Source organism: Bacillus sp. PK3-067 (genome assembly GCF_056738645.1).
This window is the reverse complement of the sequence record NZ_CP096490.1, coordinates 1,427,213-1,445,975: the sequence shown is the minus strand read 5'-3', so window position 1 is coordinate 1,445,975 and position 18,763 is coordinate 1,427,213. Positions and strand designations below refer to the sequence as shown.

At 36.4% G+C, this 18,763-nt stretch carries 22 protein-coding genes; 1 reads left to right on the top strand and 21 read right to left on the bottom strand.

The window, feature by feature from the left end; translation table 11 throughout:
* Positions 1–57: 57 nt before the first annotated feature.
* The 17 genes from aroB to M1D73_RS07490 form a co-directional block, all read right to left on the bottom strand.
* Positions 58–1,143: a 3-dehydroquinate synthase gene (gene aroB / locus M1D73_RS07570; protein WP_000526819.1), complete on the bottom strand. Its 1,086-nt coding sequence runs from the start codon at positions 1,141–1,143 to the stop codon at positions 58–60.
* Positions 1,143–2,315 (bottom strand): chorismate synthase, encoded by a 1,173-nt coding sequence (gene aroC, locus M1D73_RS07565; protein ID WP_001269384.1) that lies wholly within the window; start codon positions 2,313–2,315, stop codon positions 1,143–1,145. The genes aroB and aroC overlap by 1 nt, the downstream gene beginning before the upstream one ends.
* A 264-nt stretch (positions 2,316–2,579) precedes the next feature.
* The gene (gene ndk / locus M1D73_RS07560; RefSeq protein WP_071740354.1) at positions 2,580–3,026 is read right to left on the bottom strand and encodes a nucleoside-diphosphate kinase; all 447 of its coding nucleotides are present in this window, start codon (positions 3,024–3,026) and stop codon (positions 2,580–2,582) included.
* A 124-nt stretch (positions 3,027–3,150) separates the two neighbouring features.
* Positions 3,151–4,113, bottom strand: a complete 963-nt coding sequence (gene hepT / locus M1D73_RS07555) for a heptaprenyl diphosphate synthase component II (protein WP_000776077.1) — start codon at positions 4,111–4,113, stop codon at positions 3,151–3,153.
* Positions 4,114–4,144: 31 nt separating this feature from the next.
* Complete coding sequence (gene menG, locus M1D73_RS07550; RefSeq protein WP_001187674.1) at positions 4,145–4,858, bottom strand: 2-heptaprenyl-1,4-naphthoquinone methyltransferase; 714 nt, start codon at positions 4,856–4,858, stop codon at positions 4,145–4,147.
* Positions 4,859–4,896: 38 nt separating this feature from the next.
* Positions 4,897–5,631 carry a heptaprenyl diphosphate synthase component 1 gene (locus tag M1D73_RS07545; RefSeq protein ID WP_121868162.1) on the bottom strand — a complete coding sequence of 245 codons (735 nt, stop codon included), beginning with the start codon at positions 5,629–5,631 and terminating at the stop codon, positions 4,897–4,899.
* Positions 5,632–5,814: 183 nt separating this feature from the next.
* Complete coding sequence (gene folE / locus M1D73_RS07540; RefSeq protein ID WP_001151482.1) at positions 5,815–6,384, bottom strand: GTP cyclohydrolase I FolE; 570 nt, start codon at positions 6,382–6,384, stop codon at positions 5,815–5,817.
* A gap of 120 nt (positions 6,385–6,504) precedes the next feature.
* Complete coding sequence (locus M1D73_RS07535; RefSeq protein ID WP_001043860.1) at positions 6,505–6,777, bottom strand: HU family DNA-binding protein; 273 nt, start codon at positions 6,775–6,777, stop codon at positions 6,505–6,507.
* A gap of 299 nt (positions 6,778–7,076) precedes the next feature.
* Complete coding sequence (gene spoIVA / locus M1D73_RS07530; protein WP_000416519.1) at positions 7,077–8,555, bottom strand: stage IV sporulation protein A; 1,479 nt, start codon at positions 8,553–8,555, stop codon at positions 7,077–7,079.
* A gap of 245 nt (positions 8,556–8,800) precedes the next feature.
* Positions 8,801–9,511 (bottom strand): hypothetical protein, encoded by a 711-nt coding sequence (locus M1D73_RS07525; protein WP_000713407.1) that lies wholly within the window; start codon positions 9,509–9,511, stop codon positions 8,801–8,803.
* Positions 9,512–9,574: 63 nt separating this feature from the next.
* The gene (locus tag M1D73_RS07520; protein ID WP_001289008.1) at positions 9,575–9,778 is read right to left on the bottom strand and encodes a DUF2768 domain-containing protein; all 204 of its coding nucleotides are present in this window, start codon (positions 9,776–9,778) and stop codon (positions 9,575–9,577) included.
* A 267-nt stretch (positions 9,779–10,045) separates the two neighbouring features.
* Positions 10,046–10,297: a stage VI sporulation protein F gene (locus tag M1D73_RS07515; protein WP_000369754.1), complete on the bottom strand. Its 252-nt coding sequence runs from the start codon at positions 10,295–10,297 to the stop codon at positions 10,046–10,048.
* 115 nt (positions 10,298–10,412) lie between these two features.
* A complete protein-coding gene (locus M1D73_RS07510; RefSeq protein ID WP_000161763.1) occupies positions 10,413–11,435 on the bottom strand; it encodes an NAD(P)H-dependent glycerol-3-phosphate dehydrogenase in 1,023 nt (340 codons plus the stop codon).
* Between the two features lie 18 nt (positions 11,436–11,453).
* Complete coding sequence (der, locus tag M1D73_RS07505) at positions 11,454–12,764, bottom strand: ribosome biogenesis GTPase Der (protein ID WP_001125893.1); 1,311 nt, start codon at positions 12,762–12,764, stop codon at positions 11,454–11,456.
* Between the two features lie 124 nt (positions 12,765–12,888).
* The gene (locus tag M1D73_RS07500; RefSeq protein WP_481158011.1) at positions 12,889–13,074 is read right to left on the bottom strand and encodes a capping complex subunit for YIEGIA; all 186 of its coding nucleotides are present in this window, start codon (positions 13,072–13,074) and stop codon (positions 12,889–12,891) included.
* On the bottom strand, positions 13,071–13,964 hold the full coding sequence (locus M1D73_RS07495) for a YIEGIA family protein (protein ID WP_000141596.1): 894 nt from the start codon (positions 13,962–13,964) through the stop codon (positions 13,071–13,073). Before M1D73_RS07495 ends, M1D73_RS07500 begins: the two co-directional genes overlap by 4 nt.
* Positions 13,957–14,568 (bottom strand): YphA family membrane protein, encoded by a 612-nt coding sequence (locus M1D73_RS07490; protein WP_000349103.1) that lies wholly within the window; start codon positions 14,566–14,568, stop codon positions 13,957–13,959. Before M1D73_RS07490 ends, M1D73_RS07495 begins: the two co-directional genes overlap by 8 nt.
* A gap of 117 nt (positions 14,569–14,685) precedes the next feature.
* On the opposite strand from M1D73_RS07490, the gene M1D73_RS07485 reads away from it, so the two are divergent.
* Positions 14,686–14,820, top strand: a complete 135-nt coding sequence (locus tag M1D73_RS07485; RefSeq protein ID WP_000513900.1) for a YpzI family protein — start codon at positions 14,686–14,688, stop codon at positions 14,818–14,820.
* 306 nt (positions 14,821–15,126) lie between these two features.
* Here the strand turns inward: M1D73_RS07485 and M1D73_RS07480 are convergent, their stop codons facing one another.
* The 4 genes from M1D73_RS07480 to M1D73_RS07465 form a co-directional block, all read right to left on the bottom strand.
* Entirely contained in the window at positions 15,127–16,176 is a 1,050-nt protein-coding gene (locus M1D73_RS07480) for a type 2 isopentenyl-diphosphate Delta-isomerase (protein ID WP_000251036.1), read from the bottom strand.
* A 12-nt stretch (positions 16,177–16,188) separates the two neighbouring features.
* Entirely contained in the window at positions 16,189–17,337 is a 1,149-nt protein-coding gene (rpsA, locus tag M1D73_RS07475) for a 30S ribosomal protein S1 (RefSeq protein ID WP_000229559.1), read from the bottom strand.
* Positions 17,338–17,671: 334 nt separating this feature from the next.
* Entirely contained in the window at positions 17,672–18,349 is a 678-nt protein-coding gene (gene cmk, locus M1D73_RS07470) for a (d)CMP kinase (protein WP_000361252.1), read from the bottom strand.
* Between the two features lie 129 nt (positions 18,350–18,478).
* Positions 18,479–18,652, bottom strand: a complete 174-nt coding sequence (locus M1D73_RS07465) for a YpfB family protein (RefSeq protein WP_000738057.1) — start codon at positions 18,650–18,652, stop codon at positions 18,479–18,481.
* Positions 18,653–18,763 lie beyond the last annotated feature (111 nt).

Below are 18,763 nucleotides of genomic sequence, written 5' to 3'. Positions count from 1 at the left end.
CCGTCACTATTACGAGAATACCTCTAAATGAGCACTTCACAGCACTTCGCTATCATTTTAAACCATATCTTTTTGAAATGCCTCTAACGCAATATGAACAGTCTCATCTGAAATAGATACGACATTCACTACCCCATATTCCTGCATAAGCACCATATGAATTGCTCCTGCATTTGCTTTCTTATCTTGTTTCATCAATTGAACGAGGCGCTCTACATTCAAATCTCCTGGCATTTTTGGATAGCCGTATTTCAAGAACCACTGCTTCATATCTTCATAAGCAAGATCAACCTTGTACACTTGCTCACTTAAAAATATGGCGAATAACATTCCAACCGCTACACCGTCACCGTGAGTAATATTTCCATACCCTAGCTCTTTTTCAAGAGCATGTCCTAACGTATGTCCAAAATTCAAATGAGCACGTACACCCTTCTCTGTTTCATCTTGTGACACAACATTTGCCTTTACAGGAATCGCCTTCGTTAATATATGGATTAACTTCTCATCATGAAGATCCGCTAATGTTTGCACTTCTTCTTTTAACCAATGGTATAGCTCCACATCACCGATAAGAGCATGCTTTATCACCTCTGCATAACCTGAACGCCACTCTTTTTCAGGAAGAGACTGTAAAAACGGTGTATGATATACAACTGCTTCTGGCTGATGGAATGCACCAATCATATTTTTACCTAACGGATGGTTAATCGCTACTTTCCCACCCACTGCGCTATCGTGCGCTAATAAAGTTGTCGGAACCTGCACAAAGCGAATACCACGCATAAACGATGCAGCAACAAAACCAGCTAAATCTCCAATCATTCCGCCTCCAAGTGCAAGAATTAAAGAATTTCTATCTAATTTATTTTCAAGAGCTGACGTATGAGCCGCATAGAAATTTTCGAAAGACTTCTCTTTTTCGCCACTTGGTACAACAAACGAAAACACGTGCTGCTCTACTTGTAATGCATCGATAACTGTCTGTAAATGTAGTGATGCAACAGCTTCATCTGAAATAATCATTACGTTAGATACCGCTGGCTGCATATTTTGAACGATCGTTGTTAAGTTTGACAACACTTCTTTACCAACATGTACATCATATTCTTTTGATTTCGTTTGAATATGTATGTTTCCCATTAAAATCCCCTCGCATATTCATTATGTTTCTCAATATTTTCACGAATTAGTTCCATACGATCTAATCCGAATTGTTCTATTAAAGCTGTCGCTAATTCCCAAGCCACAACCGCTTCTGCAACGACACTAGCTGCTGGCACTGCACAACTATCTGAACGTTCAATGCTCGCTGTAAAAGGCTCTTTCGTATCAATATCTACACTTTGAAGAGGTTTATAAAGTGTAGGTATCGGTTTCATCACACCGCGCACAACAATTGGCATTCCAGTCGTCATACCGCCTTCTAATCCACCTGCATTATTTGTTCTTCGTGTATATCCATGCTCCTCATTCCACAGAATTTCATCATGAACTTCACTTCCTGGTCTATGCGCTGCTTCAAAACCAATTCCAATCTCGACACCTTTAAAAGCATTAATACTCATAATTGCAGCTGCTAATTTCGCATCCAGTTTTCGATCATAATGCACGTAGCTACCTACTCCAATTGGCATCCCTTCCACAATTACTTCAACGATTCCACCAATTGAATCACCATTTGCTTTCGCATCATCAATCGCTTTCATCATTTGGTTACCAGCTTCGTCATCTAAGCAACGTACAGGAGATGCTTCGGTAATACTCTTTAATTCTTCAATTGAACTATACGTAATCTCCTTAGCTTGTACACCGCCAATTTCAATTACATGGCCCGCTACTTTAATACCAAGTTCTGCTAACACCTTTTTAGCAACCGCACCAGCAGCAACACGCACCGTCGTTTCGCGCGCTGACGAACGTTCCAGTACATTCCTCATATCTCTATGACCATATTTAATCGCACCATTTAAATCAGCATGCCCAGGCCTTGGTTTTGTCACTTTCCTTTTCATCTCTTTTTCTTCTTGCTCAGTTAAAGGCTCCGCCCCCATAATTTTTGTCCAGTGTGCAAAATCACGATTTTCAACAACAAGTGCAATAGGGGAACCTAATGTTTCTCCATGTCTAACACCACTTAAAATTTGCACTTGATCCGTTTCAATTTGCATGCGTCTACCGCGCCCATATCCCTTTTGCCTTCTAGCTAACTCTTCGTTTATATCATCTGCTACTAAAGACAATCCTGCCGGAACACCTTCTATAATCGTTGTAAGTTGTGGACCATGAGATTCACCAGCTGTAATATATCGCATACGTTATTCCTCTTTTCGTATATGTATTTATCTCACTATATTAACTTTTATCATTCTAAAAATATTAAAGAAATTATATCATAAATCGACCATTTTCTTATTCTATATTTCCGATAGTCCTAATTTAAATATCAACATATCATAACAGTTCAAACTTCGTAACTAACTGAAAATAAAAAAAGTGCAAGAAGAATACCCCTATTCTCCTTGCACTTTTTACTATTATCACAGTGATTAAAGCGTTTACAAATTATTTCAAAATAATTAGTAAATCCATTCATTCATTATTTTTGAGTAGTCAACTAATTCTTCTTCTTTAAAGAAAATAGCAATCTCGCGCTCTGCGCTTTCTAAAGAATCAGAACCATGGATAATGTTTTTCGCAACAGTTACACCGAAATCTCCACGAATTGTTCCAGGAGCTGCTTCATGTGGTCTTGTTTTCCCCATCATGTTACGAGCTGTATCTACTACACCTTCACCTTGCCATACCATTGCGAATACAGGTCCAGATGTAATAAAGTCTACTAACTCACCAAAGAAAGGTTTTTCCTTATGCTCAGCGTAGTGTTGTCCAGCAATTTCTGGAGTGACTTGCATTAATTTTGCACCAACTAATTGAAAGCCTTTTTTCTCAAAACGAGCTACAATTTCCCCAATGAAGGCACGTTGTACACCGTCTGGTTTTACCATTAGAAATGTTTTTTCCATAAAAAATCTCTCCACTTCTGAATTATGTATGTAATTGTATATCCCCACACACATATTATCACCCTTATCACAATTGTGCAATAGTTTTGAAATAGAGAGATTATTTTATTTTTTAGAATAAACCTTAAAATTTTCGTTTTCCAATATACTTTGCAACATTTTGTAATGCGTACTTTGCTTTTCCACGTGGGAGTGGTTTTATTATTTCTAAAGCTTTATGTAAATAACGTTCACTAAACGCAAATGCTTGATCAATTGCTGTACTATTTTTTACAGCATCAATAATTTCTTGCATTTCACTTGCTGTTGAATTTTCATGTACAGATGTGATTTTCTGACGAAGTACGGGATCTTCCATCGCATATAAAGCAGGAAGTGTAATATTCCCTTGTAGTAAATCCCCACCAGCAGGTTTTCCAAGTTTCTCTTCTGTAGAAACGAAGTCTAAAATGTCATCAATAATTTGATAAGACATTCCTACAAAATACCCATACCAAAATAGACGATTTACCGTATCACGATTAGCACCAGCAGCAATCGCTCCCAATTGACAACTCGCGGCAATTAATAATGCTGTTTTTCGCTTTATTCTTCTTAAATACGTTCTTAAATTTTGGTCATAATTGTATTTATCTTTAATTTGTTCAATTTCACCTTTACAGACTTCTAAAATAGTATGTGATAACGCTTGATGTGCCTCTGGAATTTCGATATTGGTTATACATTCAAGAGACTTAGCGAACAGATAGTCCCCTGTATACATCGCAATACGATCTCCCCATTTCGCATTCACAGTCGCACTGCCGCGTCGTAAAAATGCAGCATCAATAACATCATCGTGAACAAGAGAAGCCATATGAATAAGTTCTAACGCAACAGCAACATGCTTAATCGCATCTAACTTATAATCTCCAAATTTCCCTGCAAGCAACACAAATACAGGACGAATTCGTTTCCCACCAGCTTCAATAAGCTGTAATGCTGCCTCTTCTACTAATGGCTGTTCAGAAGCGACTGTCTTTTTTAATTCTTTTTCTATCACATTAATATCCGATCGTAAAAAAGAGTACATAAGTTGTAACTTCATATTGTTCACCTTAACCTAAAACTTCTTTTTTCTATTTTGATTCTGGTTTAATTCCTAAATGCATTGCTGCTACCCCAAAAGTAAATGGTTTCACTTGCACACGTTCAAGTCCAGCTTGCTCAAACATTTGAGCCAATTCTTTCATCCCTGGGAACGTACTAGCAGATTCTTGAAGCCATGAATATTCTTTATAACTTTTCGCAAACATCTTTCCAAATAACGGCATGATATATTTAAAGTATAAAATATACCCTTGTCGAAAACCAATCATTGTTGGTTGAGATGTTTCTAAACAGATTACTTTTCCACCTGGTTTTACTACACGCGTCATTTCTTTTAATACGTGCATATAATCCGGTACGTTACGTAAACCAAACCCAATCGTCACATAATCAAACGTATTATCTTCAAACGGAAGTTCCATTGCATTCCCATGTAGAAGTTCTACTTGTTTTAATTGTAACGCCTCTACCTTTTGCTTACCAACAGATAACATATTTTCACTGAAGTCTAAGCCAACAACCTTTCCTTGCTCACCTACGGCTCCAGCTAGCGCAATTGTCCAATCTGCGGTTCCACAGCATACATCAAGCGCTTGACTGCCTGGTTGTACATCCATAATTCGCATCGTTTCTTTCCGCCACGCTTTATGTCTTTGAAAACTAATTACAGAATTCATCACATCGTATTTATCAGAAATCTTTTCAAATACGTCATGTACTCTTTCTTCTTTTGATTGTTGCATGCTCGTACCTTCTTCCAATGTAAAATTGCTTATGTCTTCTATTCATTCCTTAACACAGAATTTATTTCATTTATGTCTGTGTGATTTTCTAAAAATTGTTTTTCTTTCTTTCTCAATTCCTTCATCCAACCATTAATCACTACTTCTGCTTTATCCCCTAAAGCATCTTGCATAGCTTGAAAAACAGGTGAATGTTGCTTATCAGCATACAATTGAATTTCTTTTTGAAGGCGATTTCCACCTAATACGTATGTGATAAATGGCTTCCAATGTGATAACTGAAAATGATCACATGTTTTTTGAAGGAGCGCAGACTCAATCGTTACTATGCTTTTCATTATGTCATCCGTCGTTTCATGCGCTTTTTGGTATAACATAATTTTGTGTTCATTTATCTCTTTAATTCCTTCAGCAAGTGCACGAATTAAAACAATATCACGATTCATAGACAATAAATAATAATATAGTCCACTATAGTAATCGCCTGCAAGTACTGTTAATTGACGACATTTATGGAATTCAATCTCTTCCTCGCCTGCTTTATTTGATACCCTTTCATGCGTATCAAGCGCAATTTGTACAAGCATAATTGTTACTACGTAATGCTCAATTTGTTCTATATGTAAGTTTGCACTCTTTAAAGCACCATATAACAATGCTATCTTTTCTTCATCAATAAATGGTTCTTCAATATAGTTTATAAAATAAGGATGGCGTAATTTCTCCATCAATTTTTCTTTTATACCCGCATACCCTCCGTAGATGTCACACACAAAAAATCACCCTTGTTTTCTAATTCATAAAACTTATTATAACACATACACTCTATTTTCTATAACCAAAACTTGGCTACACCTACCATTCATGTAAGCAATCTTTCTAATCTCACTCTGTCTAGTTAAAACTATATCATTTATTTACTAAAAAAAAAAAGAAAAGCAGTTTCCCGCTTTTCTTTACTTCGTTTTAATAAACGATAAAATTTCACTGCGCGCTGCAGCATCATTTTCAAGCACACCACGCACTGCTGTCGTTACTGTTTTCGCACCTGGTTTTTTCACACCACGCATCGTCATACACATATGTTCTGCTTCTACTACTACCATTACACCATGAGGCTCTAGTACTTCCATAATAGAGTTCGCTACTGTTGATGTAATACGTTCTTGCAGTTGTGGGCGACGTGCAATTGTATCTACGGTACGAGCTAATTTACTTAACCCTGTTACCTTTCCACCTTGCGGAATATATGCAACGTGAGCAACTCCATAGAATGGTACTAAATGATGCTCACACATCGAATAAAATGGTATATCTTTTACTAGTACAAGCTCTTCGTGATCTTCTCCGAATACTTTATGCAAATGCTCTTTCGGATCTTCATGCATACCTGAGAACACTTCTGCGTACATTTTTGCAACACGCTTTGGTGTATCAAGTACTCCCTCACGATTTGGGTCATCCCCAATCGCCTCTAAAATAAGGCGTACTGCATGTTCAATTTGTTCTAAATTAACTTTTGCCATCCGCTAGCCCTCCCGAAAACCTAAAAGTGATACGAACACATTCTAGCATATTTATGTTTTTAAAAGCAAAAAGAAGAGTTCCCAAAAAGGAAACTCTTCTTCCCTGTTAATATGTAAGGATTATTTAACCGCATCTTTTAACGCTTTACCAGGTTTGAATGCAGGTACTTTACTTGCAGCGATTTCAATCTCCTCACCTGTTTGTGGGTTACGACCTTTACGAGCCGCACGCTCACGAACTTCGAAGTTACCGAATCCGATCAGTTGTACTTTATCACCTTGTTTTAAAGCTTCTAAGATAGAATCAAAAACAGCGTCTACTGCTTTTGTTGCGTCCTTTTTAGAAAGGGAACTTGCTTCTGCAACAGCATTGATTAAATCTGTCTTGTTCATGCCATTCACCTCCTCCCAAAGATAAGACTGTATAATGATCATAAAATGAGTCTTACTTTCATTTGTAGGCAATTTTTGCAAATTCTATACTACAAAGATGTAGATAAATCATTATCAACGCCTATATTATACGATTCTCCTTTATAATTCAATATTTTTAAGGAAATTGTTACTCTTAAAATGTGAAAATCTGATGAAACTTGACAATTTACAACAATGTATTAGATAATGACTGTTTATTTTTCTATTTTATAATCAAAAAAAACAAAAAATCCCTCTACAATGAGAGGGATTTTTTCTTATAGTATAATCGCAATTAATCCGCCAGATCCTTCATTAATAATTCTTTCTAGCGTTTCTTTTAATTTATATCTAGCATTTTCTGGCATTAAAGATAATTTCGCCTGAATTCCTTCTCGAACAATCGAGCTAAGTGAACGTCCAAATATATCAGAATTCCAAATTGATAACGGGTCATCTTCAAAATCTTGCATTAAATAACGAACTAATTCTTCACTTTGCTTTTCAGTACCAATAATCGGCTCAAACGTTGACTCTACATCTACTTTAATCATATGAATAGATGGCGCTACCGCTTTTAACTTCACACCAAACCTTGAACCGTGACGAATAATTTCTGGCTCATCTAAGCTCATATCCGCTAATGCAGGTGCTGCTACACCATATCCTGTTTGCTTAACCATACGCAGTGCATCCGCCACTTGATCGTACTCTATTTTCGCATGAGATAAATCGAGCATAAGCTTTAACAAATGATCTTTCCCTCGAATTTCTACTCCTACTACTTCTTTTAAAATCTGATCATATAATTCATCTGGCGCATATAAATCAATCTCCGCCACACCTTGCCCCATATCAATGCCAGCTAGGCTCGCTCGATCAATAAATTCATATTGACTAAACTGCCAAACAACGCGATCCACATCACGAAGACGTTTTATATCCTTCACAGTTTCTTGAACTGCTTCTTGATAACTTTGACGCAACCAATGCCCTTCATTTAGCACCATTACCCAACTCGGAAGGTTCACATTCACTTCTAATACAGGGAATTCAAATAGCGCTTCACGAAGTACATTATATACATCTGTTTCTCTTAAACTCTCCACACTCATTGCAATAACCGGGATATCATATTCTTCTGATAAACTTTGGCGTAATTGCTCTGTATCTGGATGATACGGCTGTACCGTATTAATTATCATAATGAAAGGTTTTCCTACTTCTTTCAACTCATTTACAACGCGTTCTTCTGCCTCTATATAATCTCTTCTTGGAATTTCACCAATTGTTCCATCTGTTGTAATTACAACACCAATTGTTGAATGTTCTTGAATTACTTTACGCGTGCCGATTTCTGCAGCTTCATGGAATGGAATAGGTTCTTCATACCAAGGGGTATTAATCATACGCGGGCCATTCTCATCTTCATAGCCCTTCGCTCCAGGAACCGTATATCCAACACAATCTACTAATCGAATATTCACTTCAAGTCCTTCATCTACTTCGATAGAAACCGCTTGGTTTGGAACAAACTTCGGTTCCGTCGTCATAATTGTACGACCAGCAGCACTTTGAGGCAATTCATCCTGCGCTCTTTGACGGTCAGACTCATTCTCAATATTTGGAATAACTACAAGTTCCATAAATTTTTTAATGAATGTTGATTTCCCTGTTCGAACAGCTCCTACAACTCCAAAATAAATATCACCGCCTGTTCGTTCTGCAATATCTTTAAAAATATCTACCTTTTCCAAGTGATTCCCTCCCTCAAAATTTTTGGGAATAATTCCGCGTTTATAGTCAACTAATACCTTCTCTAACGTTGCCTATAATATCTGATATAATATAATGGTATTCTAGAAGTTCGGACAATATATCATATAATTTTGTCCAATTTCATATGACTATTAAAAAATATCTTTTGTTTTCATCGTAAGTTGTATAACATAAAAAACCTTTCTTCTAGAACTTATTCACTAAAAGAAAGGTTCATGACTTATCATTTTAAAAAAATTGGTTCTCCGTCCTTTACTGTGTACGGTAAAGAATAAGCTGGTACAAACGGGGAACCTTTCGAAAGTATATTTCGAATATCTTCTCCCTCTGTAAACTGCCCTTCATTTTTTTTCAAAGCGTCATATAGGTCGATTCTATAATCAACAAAAACTTCTCCTTTTTCATTAATTACAAAAGGAAGTCCTTTACCAGAATATGGACTTGTCACTTGTGGCACATCTTTATATCCTAGTTTTTTGAAATCCAATTCATATACACCATCTGAAATTACTTTTTTAAAAGGTGGATATTGATGTTCATCACGATACATCCTAAGCTTTAAAGATAGTTCCTGAATTTGTTCAGCCATCCTAACATCAATTAACTTTACTGTCGGATTTGTTTCAACGTCTATTAATACGTATTGATATACTCCTCCACTTTCATACGCATTCCCTGGCGCTTCTTGTATGTAACGCGGGGCAATCTGTTGAAAATCGATTGGATACTTTTGATAAATAGGTGTACTCATATCCCTCGTCTTAATTGGCAATATCCCATCATTTTGCTCCTTAAATGTCACAACAGCTTTTTGAACAACCTGTAGCTGATCTTCATAAGGAACCGCATTTTGCTTCATATTTTCTTTCGGATACAGACACCCCGTTAAAAGGCTCATACAACAAAATATTAAAATAATATGGAATTTTTTCACTAGCATCACCTTTTCATACTAATCTAATTTGCTCCGTATGTAGTATTTTCGAGACCATTCCATTTACTGCTGTACAGGTCCACTAAATACAACAAGAAAAATAACAATTCCTGACACAATCATAAGGGTGTACGCTACTAACGCTGTAATCCCTTTCAAAAATTTATTCTTTATTCTATGTCTACTTAATAAAATAAAACTTACTGCAAAAAACATAAATCCAATTGCCCCTAAAGCCAGCCACATTTTCATAAGCCCTTCTGACATATACACACCCCTTTTTATTAATCTATTTTTATACTATTTTAACAAATTAAAATCTTTAAACAAATACAAAAAGAACATTTTACTACAAATCGCGAGTATGTAACTTTAATCAATAGGTTTTCCAGCATTTCTCACCAATCTAGGCAAAAATAAAACCGAAGCGATTGTATCTCTCGCTTCGGTTGACCAAATATGCCCAAAAACAGCTCTATTCCCATTCTTTCATGGCTATCATATGCAATCTCCAAACTCTTTGTTTCTCATAATTTATTTTTTAAACATTTTGCTTAACGAACCAAAATCTGTTGGCATATTATTATTAATAATCGCTTTTACAATTTGATCCTCTTGCTCTTTCGGCACTTCACGTCCCGCCATAAGAGCCACTTGATGAATTAATTGACGAAGTACAGTTTCATCACGTAAATTCGCATTTTGCACGGATGATGCTAATTTAAAAATATCCTCTTTATTTACTTTCGCTTCCTTCTCAATATTATTAAAAATATTATTATCCATTCTTTTCACCCTCTCCTCAAGTTACTCTTCATCCTATGCAAAAATGAAAAAATGGTGAAAAGACCCAAAAAATAAAAAAGCGACAGAAGTACAAATGTACTTCTGTCGCTTTTCTTTACAGTAAATCAGGTATAGCTTCCACTTCATGTTTTCGAACACGTCCCATCAATGAGCCTACTGCATCTTTTACGTTATTCCCATTGAACAGCACGTCATATAAAGCAGCTGTAATCGGCATTTCAACTTCCATTTTCTCTGCCAATTCATGAGCAGCTTTCGTTGTTCTTACACCTTCCACAACCATACCCATGCTTTCTAACACTTCTTCTAAAGAGTGTCCTTTTCCAAGCATATTTCCAGCGCGCCAATTTCGGCTATGAACACTTGTACAAGTTACAATTAAGTCTCCCATACCAGTTAGACCAGCAAACGTTAACGGATTCCCGCCCATTTTTCTTCCTAAACGAGCAATCTCTGTTAAACCACGTGTCATCAATGCCGCCTTTGCATTATCACCTAATCCAAGACCATCAGTTATACCAGCAGCTAATGCGATAATATTTTTTAACGCACCACCAAGTTCAACTCCAACGATATCTGGATTTGTGTATACACGAAAATAACTATTCATAAATAAATCTTGTACTTCCTCAGCCGCTTCCATACGCTTTGCTGCAGACGTAACTGTTGTCGCTTGTCGTAAACCGACTTCTTCAGCATGACTCGGTCCAGACAGTACAACAACATCTTTAATTAAGTGCTCTGGAATTTCTTCCTCAATCACTTCCGAAATACGTTTTGACGTACCAGGTTCAATTCCTTTGCTCGCATGAATCCAAGTAATTGGTTCAGTAACAATTTCTTTCATCTCTTGTAATACATCTCTGTACGCTTTCGTTGGTACTACTAGCAGTACTGTATTTACATCTACTAATGCTTCTTCTAAAGAAGAGTAGGCTACGATTGTGCTTGGCAATGTAATGCCTGGGAGATATCGACTATTCTCATGTTTCGTATTAATTTCATCCATAAGTTCTGGGCGATTTCCCCAAATACGTACATCATGTCCATTGTCAGCTAATACCATCGCTAACGCTGTTCCCCAGCTACCTGCTCCTACTACTGTGATTTTTGTCATAAAATCACATCCTCTCCATTAGTCTCTTGCTCTAGCGATAATGTGAATCGGCGTTCCTACGAAGCCAAATGATTCACGTAAGCGATTCTTTAAGAAACGCTCATATGAGAAGTGCAATAATTCTGGATCGTTTACAAACACAACAAATGTCGGTGGTTTTACCGCAACTTGTGTTGCATAGAAAATTTTCAGACGGCTACCATTATGAGTTGGCGTCGGATTCATCGCTACCGCATCCATAATTACATCGTTTAATACGTTCGTTTGAATACGGATACTATGACTTTCATTTACCTCATCGATAACCGGTATTAATGTTTGTGTACGTTTTCTCGTTTTTGCAGATAAGAAAACAATTGGTGCGTATTCTAAGAATTGGAAATGAGCACGGATATTTTCTTCAAATGCTTTCATTGTTTTTTCGTCTTTTTTCACTGCATCCCATTTATTTACAACGATAACAACAGCTCGCCCTGAATCATGAGCATATCCAGCGATTTTTTTATCTTGCTCAATAATTCCTTCTTCACCATCTAAAACGACTAAAACAACGTCAGAACGTTCAATCGCTCTTAGCGCACGAAGTACACTATATTTTTCTGTACTTTCATACACTTTTCCTTTTTTACGCATACCAGCTGTATCAATAATTACATAATCTTTTCCATCTTTACTATATGGTGTATCGACAGCATCACGAGTTGTTCCTGCTACATTACTAACAATTACACGCTCTTGACCAAGAAGAGCATTTACAAGTGATGATTTCCCTACGTTTGGACGTCCAATTAAAGAGAAACGAATTGTGTCTTCATCATATCCGTCTTCTTCAATCTTTGGAAAATGTTGTGCAGCTTCGTCTAGTAAGTCACCTAACCCTAATCCGTGTGTACCTGAAATTGGGAATGGTTCGCCAAATCCTAATGCATAAAAGTCATAAATGTCACTGCGCATTTCCGGATTGTCTACTTTATTTACTGCAAGTACAACCGGTTTATTTGAACGATATAAAATTTTTGCAACTTCTTCATCAGCTGCTGTTACACCGTCACGACCGTTTGTCATAAAAATGATAACATCCGCTTCATCAATTGCTACTTCAGCTTGTTGACGAATTTGTGTCAAAAACGGCTCGTCTCCAATATCAATTCCGCCCGTATCAATAATGTTAAATTCATGATTTAACCATTCTCCAGCGCTATAAATACGATCGCGCGTTACACCTGGAATATCTTCTACGATTGAAACTCTTTCTCCAACAATTCTATTGAAAATAGTAGATTTCCCTACGTTCGGGCGACCTACTATCGCTATTACTGGTTTCGGCATATACTTTCATCCTTTCAACTTGCTTCTGTTTATTATGTAAAAAACCCTTCTTTGTGCAAGAAGGGATTTGCATTCCAGAATATTTCTCAACGTATCAAAACACCTCACATTATAACACACGTTGCTAATGTTTCACAATAATATATACATCCTCTTGTAAGCGATGTGCTATACCATCTAAAATTGCTTCTAAATTATTTGCAACAAATTCTAGTTCCTCCGTCGATTCGCAAACGAATAAAGGAGCACCACCTGCAAATTTTTCTGGAGTCGTTGTTATAACTGCCAGAATAACACTTTCTAACATCATCTCTTATCTCCCCTTCCTTTTGGGGCTTCCGATGACATATGGACAGCACTTTCTAACGTTGGTACATTTCCTATGACACCTATCGCTTTCTCTGCATCTTGATCTTGCGGCAGGACAAAAATCCCAACCCTGCCATCCTCTAAATCACGCTTTGCTAACGGTACAAGCGCTGGTGTACCAGAATCTCTATAAATCCCTAACGCTACTGAAACATCGTGTAAAATAGCTTGTCGTTGCCCTAAATTTGAGATTGTAACCATCGCATCAATTGATTTCGGCTTTAAAATAAAACCCATACCATATTTCATAATTTCTTCTTGTCTTGCTGGCAATCCAATATTCATAATGTAAATATTGTCAATATAAAGCCCTGCTCCTTCAAAACGAAGCGGAACGTGCTCAATTTCAACAAGATCATGTAGCCTTTTACCAGACATTAATTTTTTCGCGATAAAAAATGCGATTATAGCCATAATTACTCCTGCAATCCATGAACGGAATCCTATATACGCAAACGTCGTTGCAAACGACGTTAACATTGCCAAATAGTTGCGACTTTCAAAAACCAATGCAATTCCTTCAATGTATGTATTTCCACGCGGTACGAGCTCATACCCATCTAATTGTTGAAGCGTATTTCTTTCCATATTACGTACATCACGAAATTGTGTCGCTGCTAATGTAAGAAATGTAATGGCAGAAAAATCTTTTTTCAAAATAGACGGGATTGCAATCGCTCCTAAAGCAGCTGCAATTAACCCCATTGCAATATGAATAATTTTCCCATGTAGCCTCGTCGGATATTGCCGCGTATCCGTCCGAAGCATTAGCACCCTTGTAACTGTCCCCGCTATTACGCCGCATAAAATGGCTGGTGTATATTCAGTCATGTATTACCCTCGCCTTTCTTTTACGTGTTTTTCTCTTAAACCGTTCCATGTATACTGATGCTTTTGCAATCCAAAACAATATTGCCATGAATAATGTAGAAATGGCGACGATATCAAAAAATGCTAAACTACCGTAATCATATGGAAAATTCAATTTCCTAAAAATAAATGTCACTAGCAGCTCTCCTTGTAACATCCCTACATATAGAGAACATAATCGTAATATGCGATCCCCATGCAATAACACCGATGCATACACAAGAGCACTACTTAGCAGAAACACTCTATCCACCACAATCCAAATCGGATCATATATTTCTAACAGATGAAAACTTGTATATAACATTGCAATAATAAGTGCCGAAAGTAAGCTATACAATTTTTTCCAGACGGAATATAGCGTGATCCCTATAAAAGAAATAATACAAAGTAAAAGAGCATTTACTGATACCACGAATGAGGCAATCGTTACATGTAACGGAGAGCAAATTATAAAAATCAGTATACAAGCGCCTAACTTCCACCGGATAGGGTCCTTTTTCATAAAAAAGGTTACAATGATCCACCCTATCCAAGCTACAAAATAAAAAGTACTTCCATCCATCAACTTCACCTCCTATGTTTTCCATTATGGGAACTTTTTATGAAAGTTAATCCACTTTATTTACGCATAGTTTTTTCTTATAACAGCAACACTTTTAACAAGGAGGTGTTATTCATTATGGGTAAAGATCGCCAAGAACGAAAACTACGAGAATCACGCCGCGTTGAATCCGATCGTGATCAATCACTACAATATCCAGGTGCAACTGGACTTGATACACCAGAACAGGCTCGAAAACAAAACCAGCACTAATTAATACAAAAAGACGGTTTCTATATTGTACGAAACCGTCTTTTACATAATCAGTTTAATGATTTCTATTTATATCGAAATAATATTTCGCATACTATATCTTCCCATTACTTCTTTTTACCTTCACCTATTCCCATTAAAAATTAAGTTCTCTCCAGTAATTCGACAACACACCATCTACATTTTTCAACCCTTTTTCAATTACAATTTTTACGAAATGATATTTTTATATAATACTAATTCCATTCTCCACTTTATATTACGAAAAAGAATAGAACAAAAAAAATCAACCGAATGGTTGATTTTTTATCTCCTACTATAATGCGCAGTATCAATACCACGCTGCATTAACCAATGATATGTTTCACCCTTTACAACAAGAGGTACAGATTGCAACTCTTCTATCGTCTTCGCACCAAGAGCTGTCATTATAAATTTCAAATCTGTATGTAGAAGCTCAATTTCATCTACTAACTTCTCGATACCATCTTGCATTAAAATACGTAAAAAATAACCAGCAAACGCAGTTGTATTCGCCCCTAATGCGATTGCTTTCGCTACGTCAAGCGCTGTTTGTATACCCCCAGATGCAATAAAAGAGAGGTTATTATTTGTAGAGGTTGCTTCAATAATCGAGGTTGCTGTTTGTATGCCCCAGTTATTAAAATAAGAAAGCATTCGCTGTCTTCTTTCGTTTTCAACAGCAGCAAAATTCGTACCACCTTGCCCACCAATATCAATTGCTGTTACACCTACGTTCACTAACTGTTGCATTGTTTCCTTACTCATCCCAAATCCAACTTCTTTTACAATGATAGGAACTTTACTATTTAAAACAATTTTCTCAATGCGCTGAAGTACTCCAGTAAAATCACGGTCTCCTTCTGGCATCGTTAACTCTTGTATGACATTTAAATGAATTTGTAATGCATTCGCTTCAATCATATCAACGGCGCGCTCTGCCTGCTCGATAGTTGCCTCACTACCTAAATTAGCAAAGAAAATACCATTTGGGTTTACCTTTCTAATCACCTTATAAGAAGCAGCTTCACTTTCATCTTTTAACGCCGCCATTTGCGAACCTACAGCCATAGCAAGGTTATGATGTTTCGCTACATATGCTAATTGCTCATTAATATGTAACGTTTTCTCTCCTCCACCACCAGTCATCGCATTGATAAAAATCGGCGAACTTAGTGAAAGTTCGCCGATTTTTGTTTCACATGTTATTGTGTCATAATTTGAATTTGGCAAGCTTTGATGCACAAAATCAATATCATGAAAGCCATGCGTACGAGACTGACCAGTAGAAAGAGCGTATTCAATATGATCTAATTTACGTTTTGCCCTTACCACTTGTACCCCTCATTATTTCTTTAATTTTTTCAGTTGTTCACCAATAATATCACTTAATTGGAAAGTAGCAGAATCAGCATTTGGCTCATACTGACTATAATCTTCAGTTACATTATTTTCCTCAAGCGCTTCTTTTATACTTAAAGAAATACGTTTCTCTGCTACGTGAACTTCAAGTACTTTCACTTTTACTTCTTGTCCCATTTCCAATACTTCATTCGGATTTTTCACGTGACGATTTGCAATTTGAGATACGTGTACAAGCCCTTCAACGCCCGGTAAAATCTCAACGAATGCACCAAATGTAACAAGGCGTTTTACTACTCCCTCACGAATATCTCCAGCTTTTATTTCGCCAGCAACGTTTTCCCAAGGTCCTGGTTGAGCTGCTTTAATTGATAAAGAAATACGTTGTGTATCAGCATCAACAGATAACACCTTTACCTTAACCTTTTGACCTTGCTCTAACACTTCAGAAGGTTGCTCTACACGTTCGTGTGAAATTTGTGAAATGTGAACTAAACCGTCCACTCCACCAACGTTAACGAATGCGCCAAAGTCAGTTAATCGTTGTACTGTTCCTTCAACAACGTCCCCTTCTTTTAATGAAGAAATTGCTTCTTTTTTCTTAGAATCTAGTTCTAATTCTACTACCGCTTTATGCGAAAGGATTACACGATTTTTTTCACGGTCTAATTCAACAATTTTCACCGCTAATGTTTTACCTTTATAGTCAGTAAAGTCTTCTACATAATGTACTTCTACAAGTGAAGCTGGAATAAAACCGCGAACACCAAGGTCCACAACTAATCCGCCATTCACAATATCTTTTACAGTAACATCAAATACATGACCAGAAGTAAATTTCTCTTGTAGTTCTACCCATGCTTTTTCTGCATCAACAGCACGTTTAGATAAGACAAGATCATCTTCTTCTAATTTAATAATTTTCAACTCTAGTGTTTGATCTAATTCTACAACATCGCTTGCTTTTTCAATATGAACGTTAGCTAATTCACTAATTGGAATTACGCCATCTGTTTTGTATCCAACATTTACAAGCACTTGTTTCTCTTCAACCTTCGTTACAGAACCTGTAACAACGTCACCAACTTGTAATTCTTTTGAATCCATAACTTCTTCATTCATTTTCTCTACCATGGAAATACCTCCCTACAGAATTGACAAAGCATTTTTTATGTATATACGAAATGAAAACAAAGTTTTCATTTGCATGTTTAAGAATTTCTCATCACATACTCTTTTTCAATAACATTCACAAGAAAATATATTAAACCTATATAAATAGTATACAGCAAAACCAGCTTGAAAAAAGTATGTTTTGAAATATAATAGCGAATATATTCTGACAGTTTTATTCCTCTTTAACTAACTTCTTACAAATCAGCTCATTTGTCAAGGAAAGAGACTCACAATTCACGTATCCTTTACATTTCTATTTAAACAAAAAAAGAAAGAGGACTATCCCCTTTCTTTATTTCGCAAACACTCCAGAAACAATGCTCATAATTTTTTGGACAACTTCTTCAATTGATAAAGAAGTCGTATCTAATTCCAATGCATCATCAGCCTTTTTTAGTGGAGAAACTTCGCGTTCTGAATCTAATTTATCACGCTGAGCAATTTCTTCTTTTAGCTGCTCTAAATTAGAATCGAAACCTTTATTTAAATTTTCTAAATGTCTTCTTTCCGCTCTTTCTTCAACAGAAGCAAGCATAAAGATTTTCACTTCAGCATCCGGTAATACATGTGTACCAATATCACGGCCGTCCATTACAACGCCGCCTTTTTTCGCTAACTCTTGCTGACGACGTACCATTTCTTCACGAACAAGGCGATGTTTCGCTACAATAGATACTCGATTCGTCACATCAGGTGTACGAATTACTTCAGAAACATCTTGTCCATTTAAAAATACAAGCTGTGTATTTTCTCCTTGCTGAAACTCAATATTTACATTCTTTACAACTTCCATTAACTGCTCTTCATTTTCAATGTCTACTTTTTGTTCAAGGGCTGCATATGTAAGCGTACGGTACATTGCGCCTGTATCAATATAAACGTAAGAAAGTTCCTTCGCAACAACTTTTGCCACTGTACTTTTCCCAGCAGCTGCTGGACCATCTATAGCAATTGAAATTCGTTTATCCATTGTAACACCTCATTTTTTCACTTATAAAACAAAACGAAAAGCAGGTGTTCACCCTGCTTCTTCTCATTTGCTTCACGTCATTAAATCCTCAATTATTGTAGCATAATCCTTCATAGAAGAAAATGAAAACTACCTATTCACCTGCAAGATTTCCACTTTGTTTTTTACCATGACACCCTCATAATAAACAATTTTAGATAAATATTTCACTGATGACTTATGTATAAATAACAATTGCACAACAGAAAGACAAATGAATTGTATTATTAATATACGAATAAAAATTCTTTCCATCTTTTTCACCGGAATTCTTCCCTCCTATACTATATTTGCACATTTCGTTTCATGATTTTATACATCGTACATATAGCAGTTAATTTTATTGTCATTTTCGAGGCATACTTTTATACATTT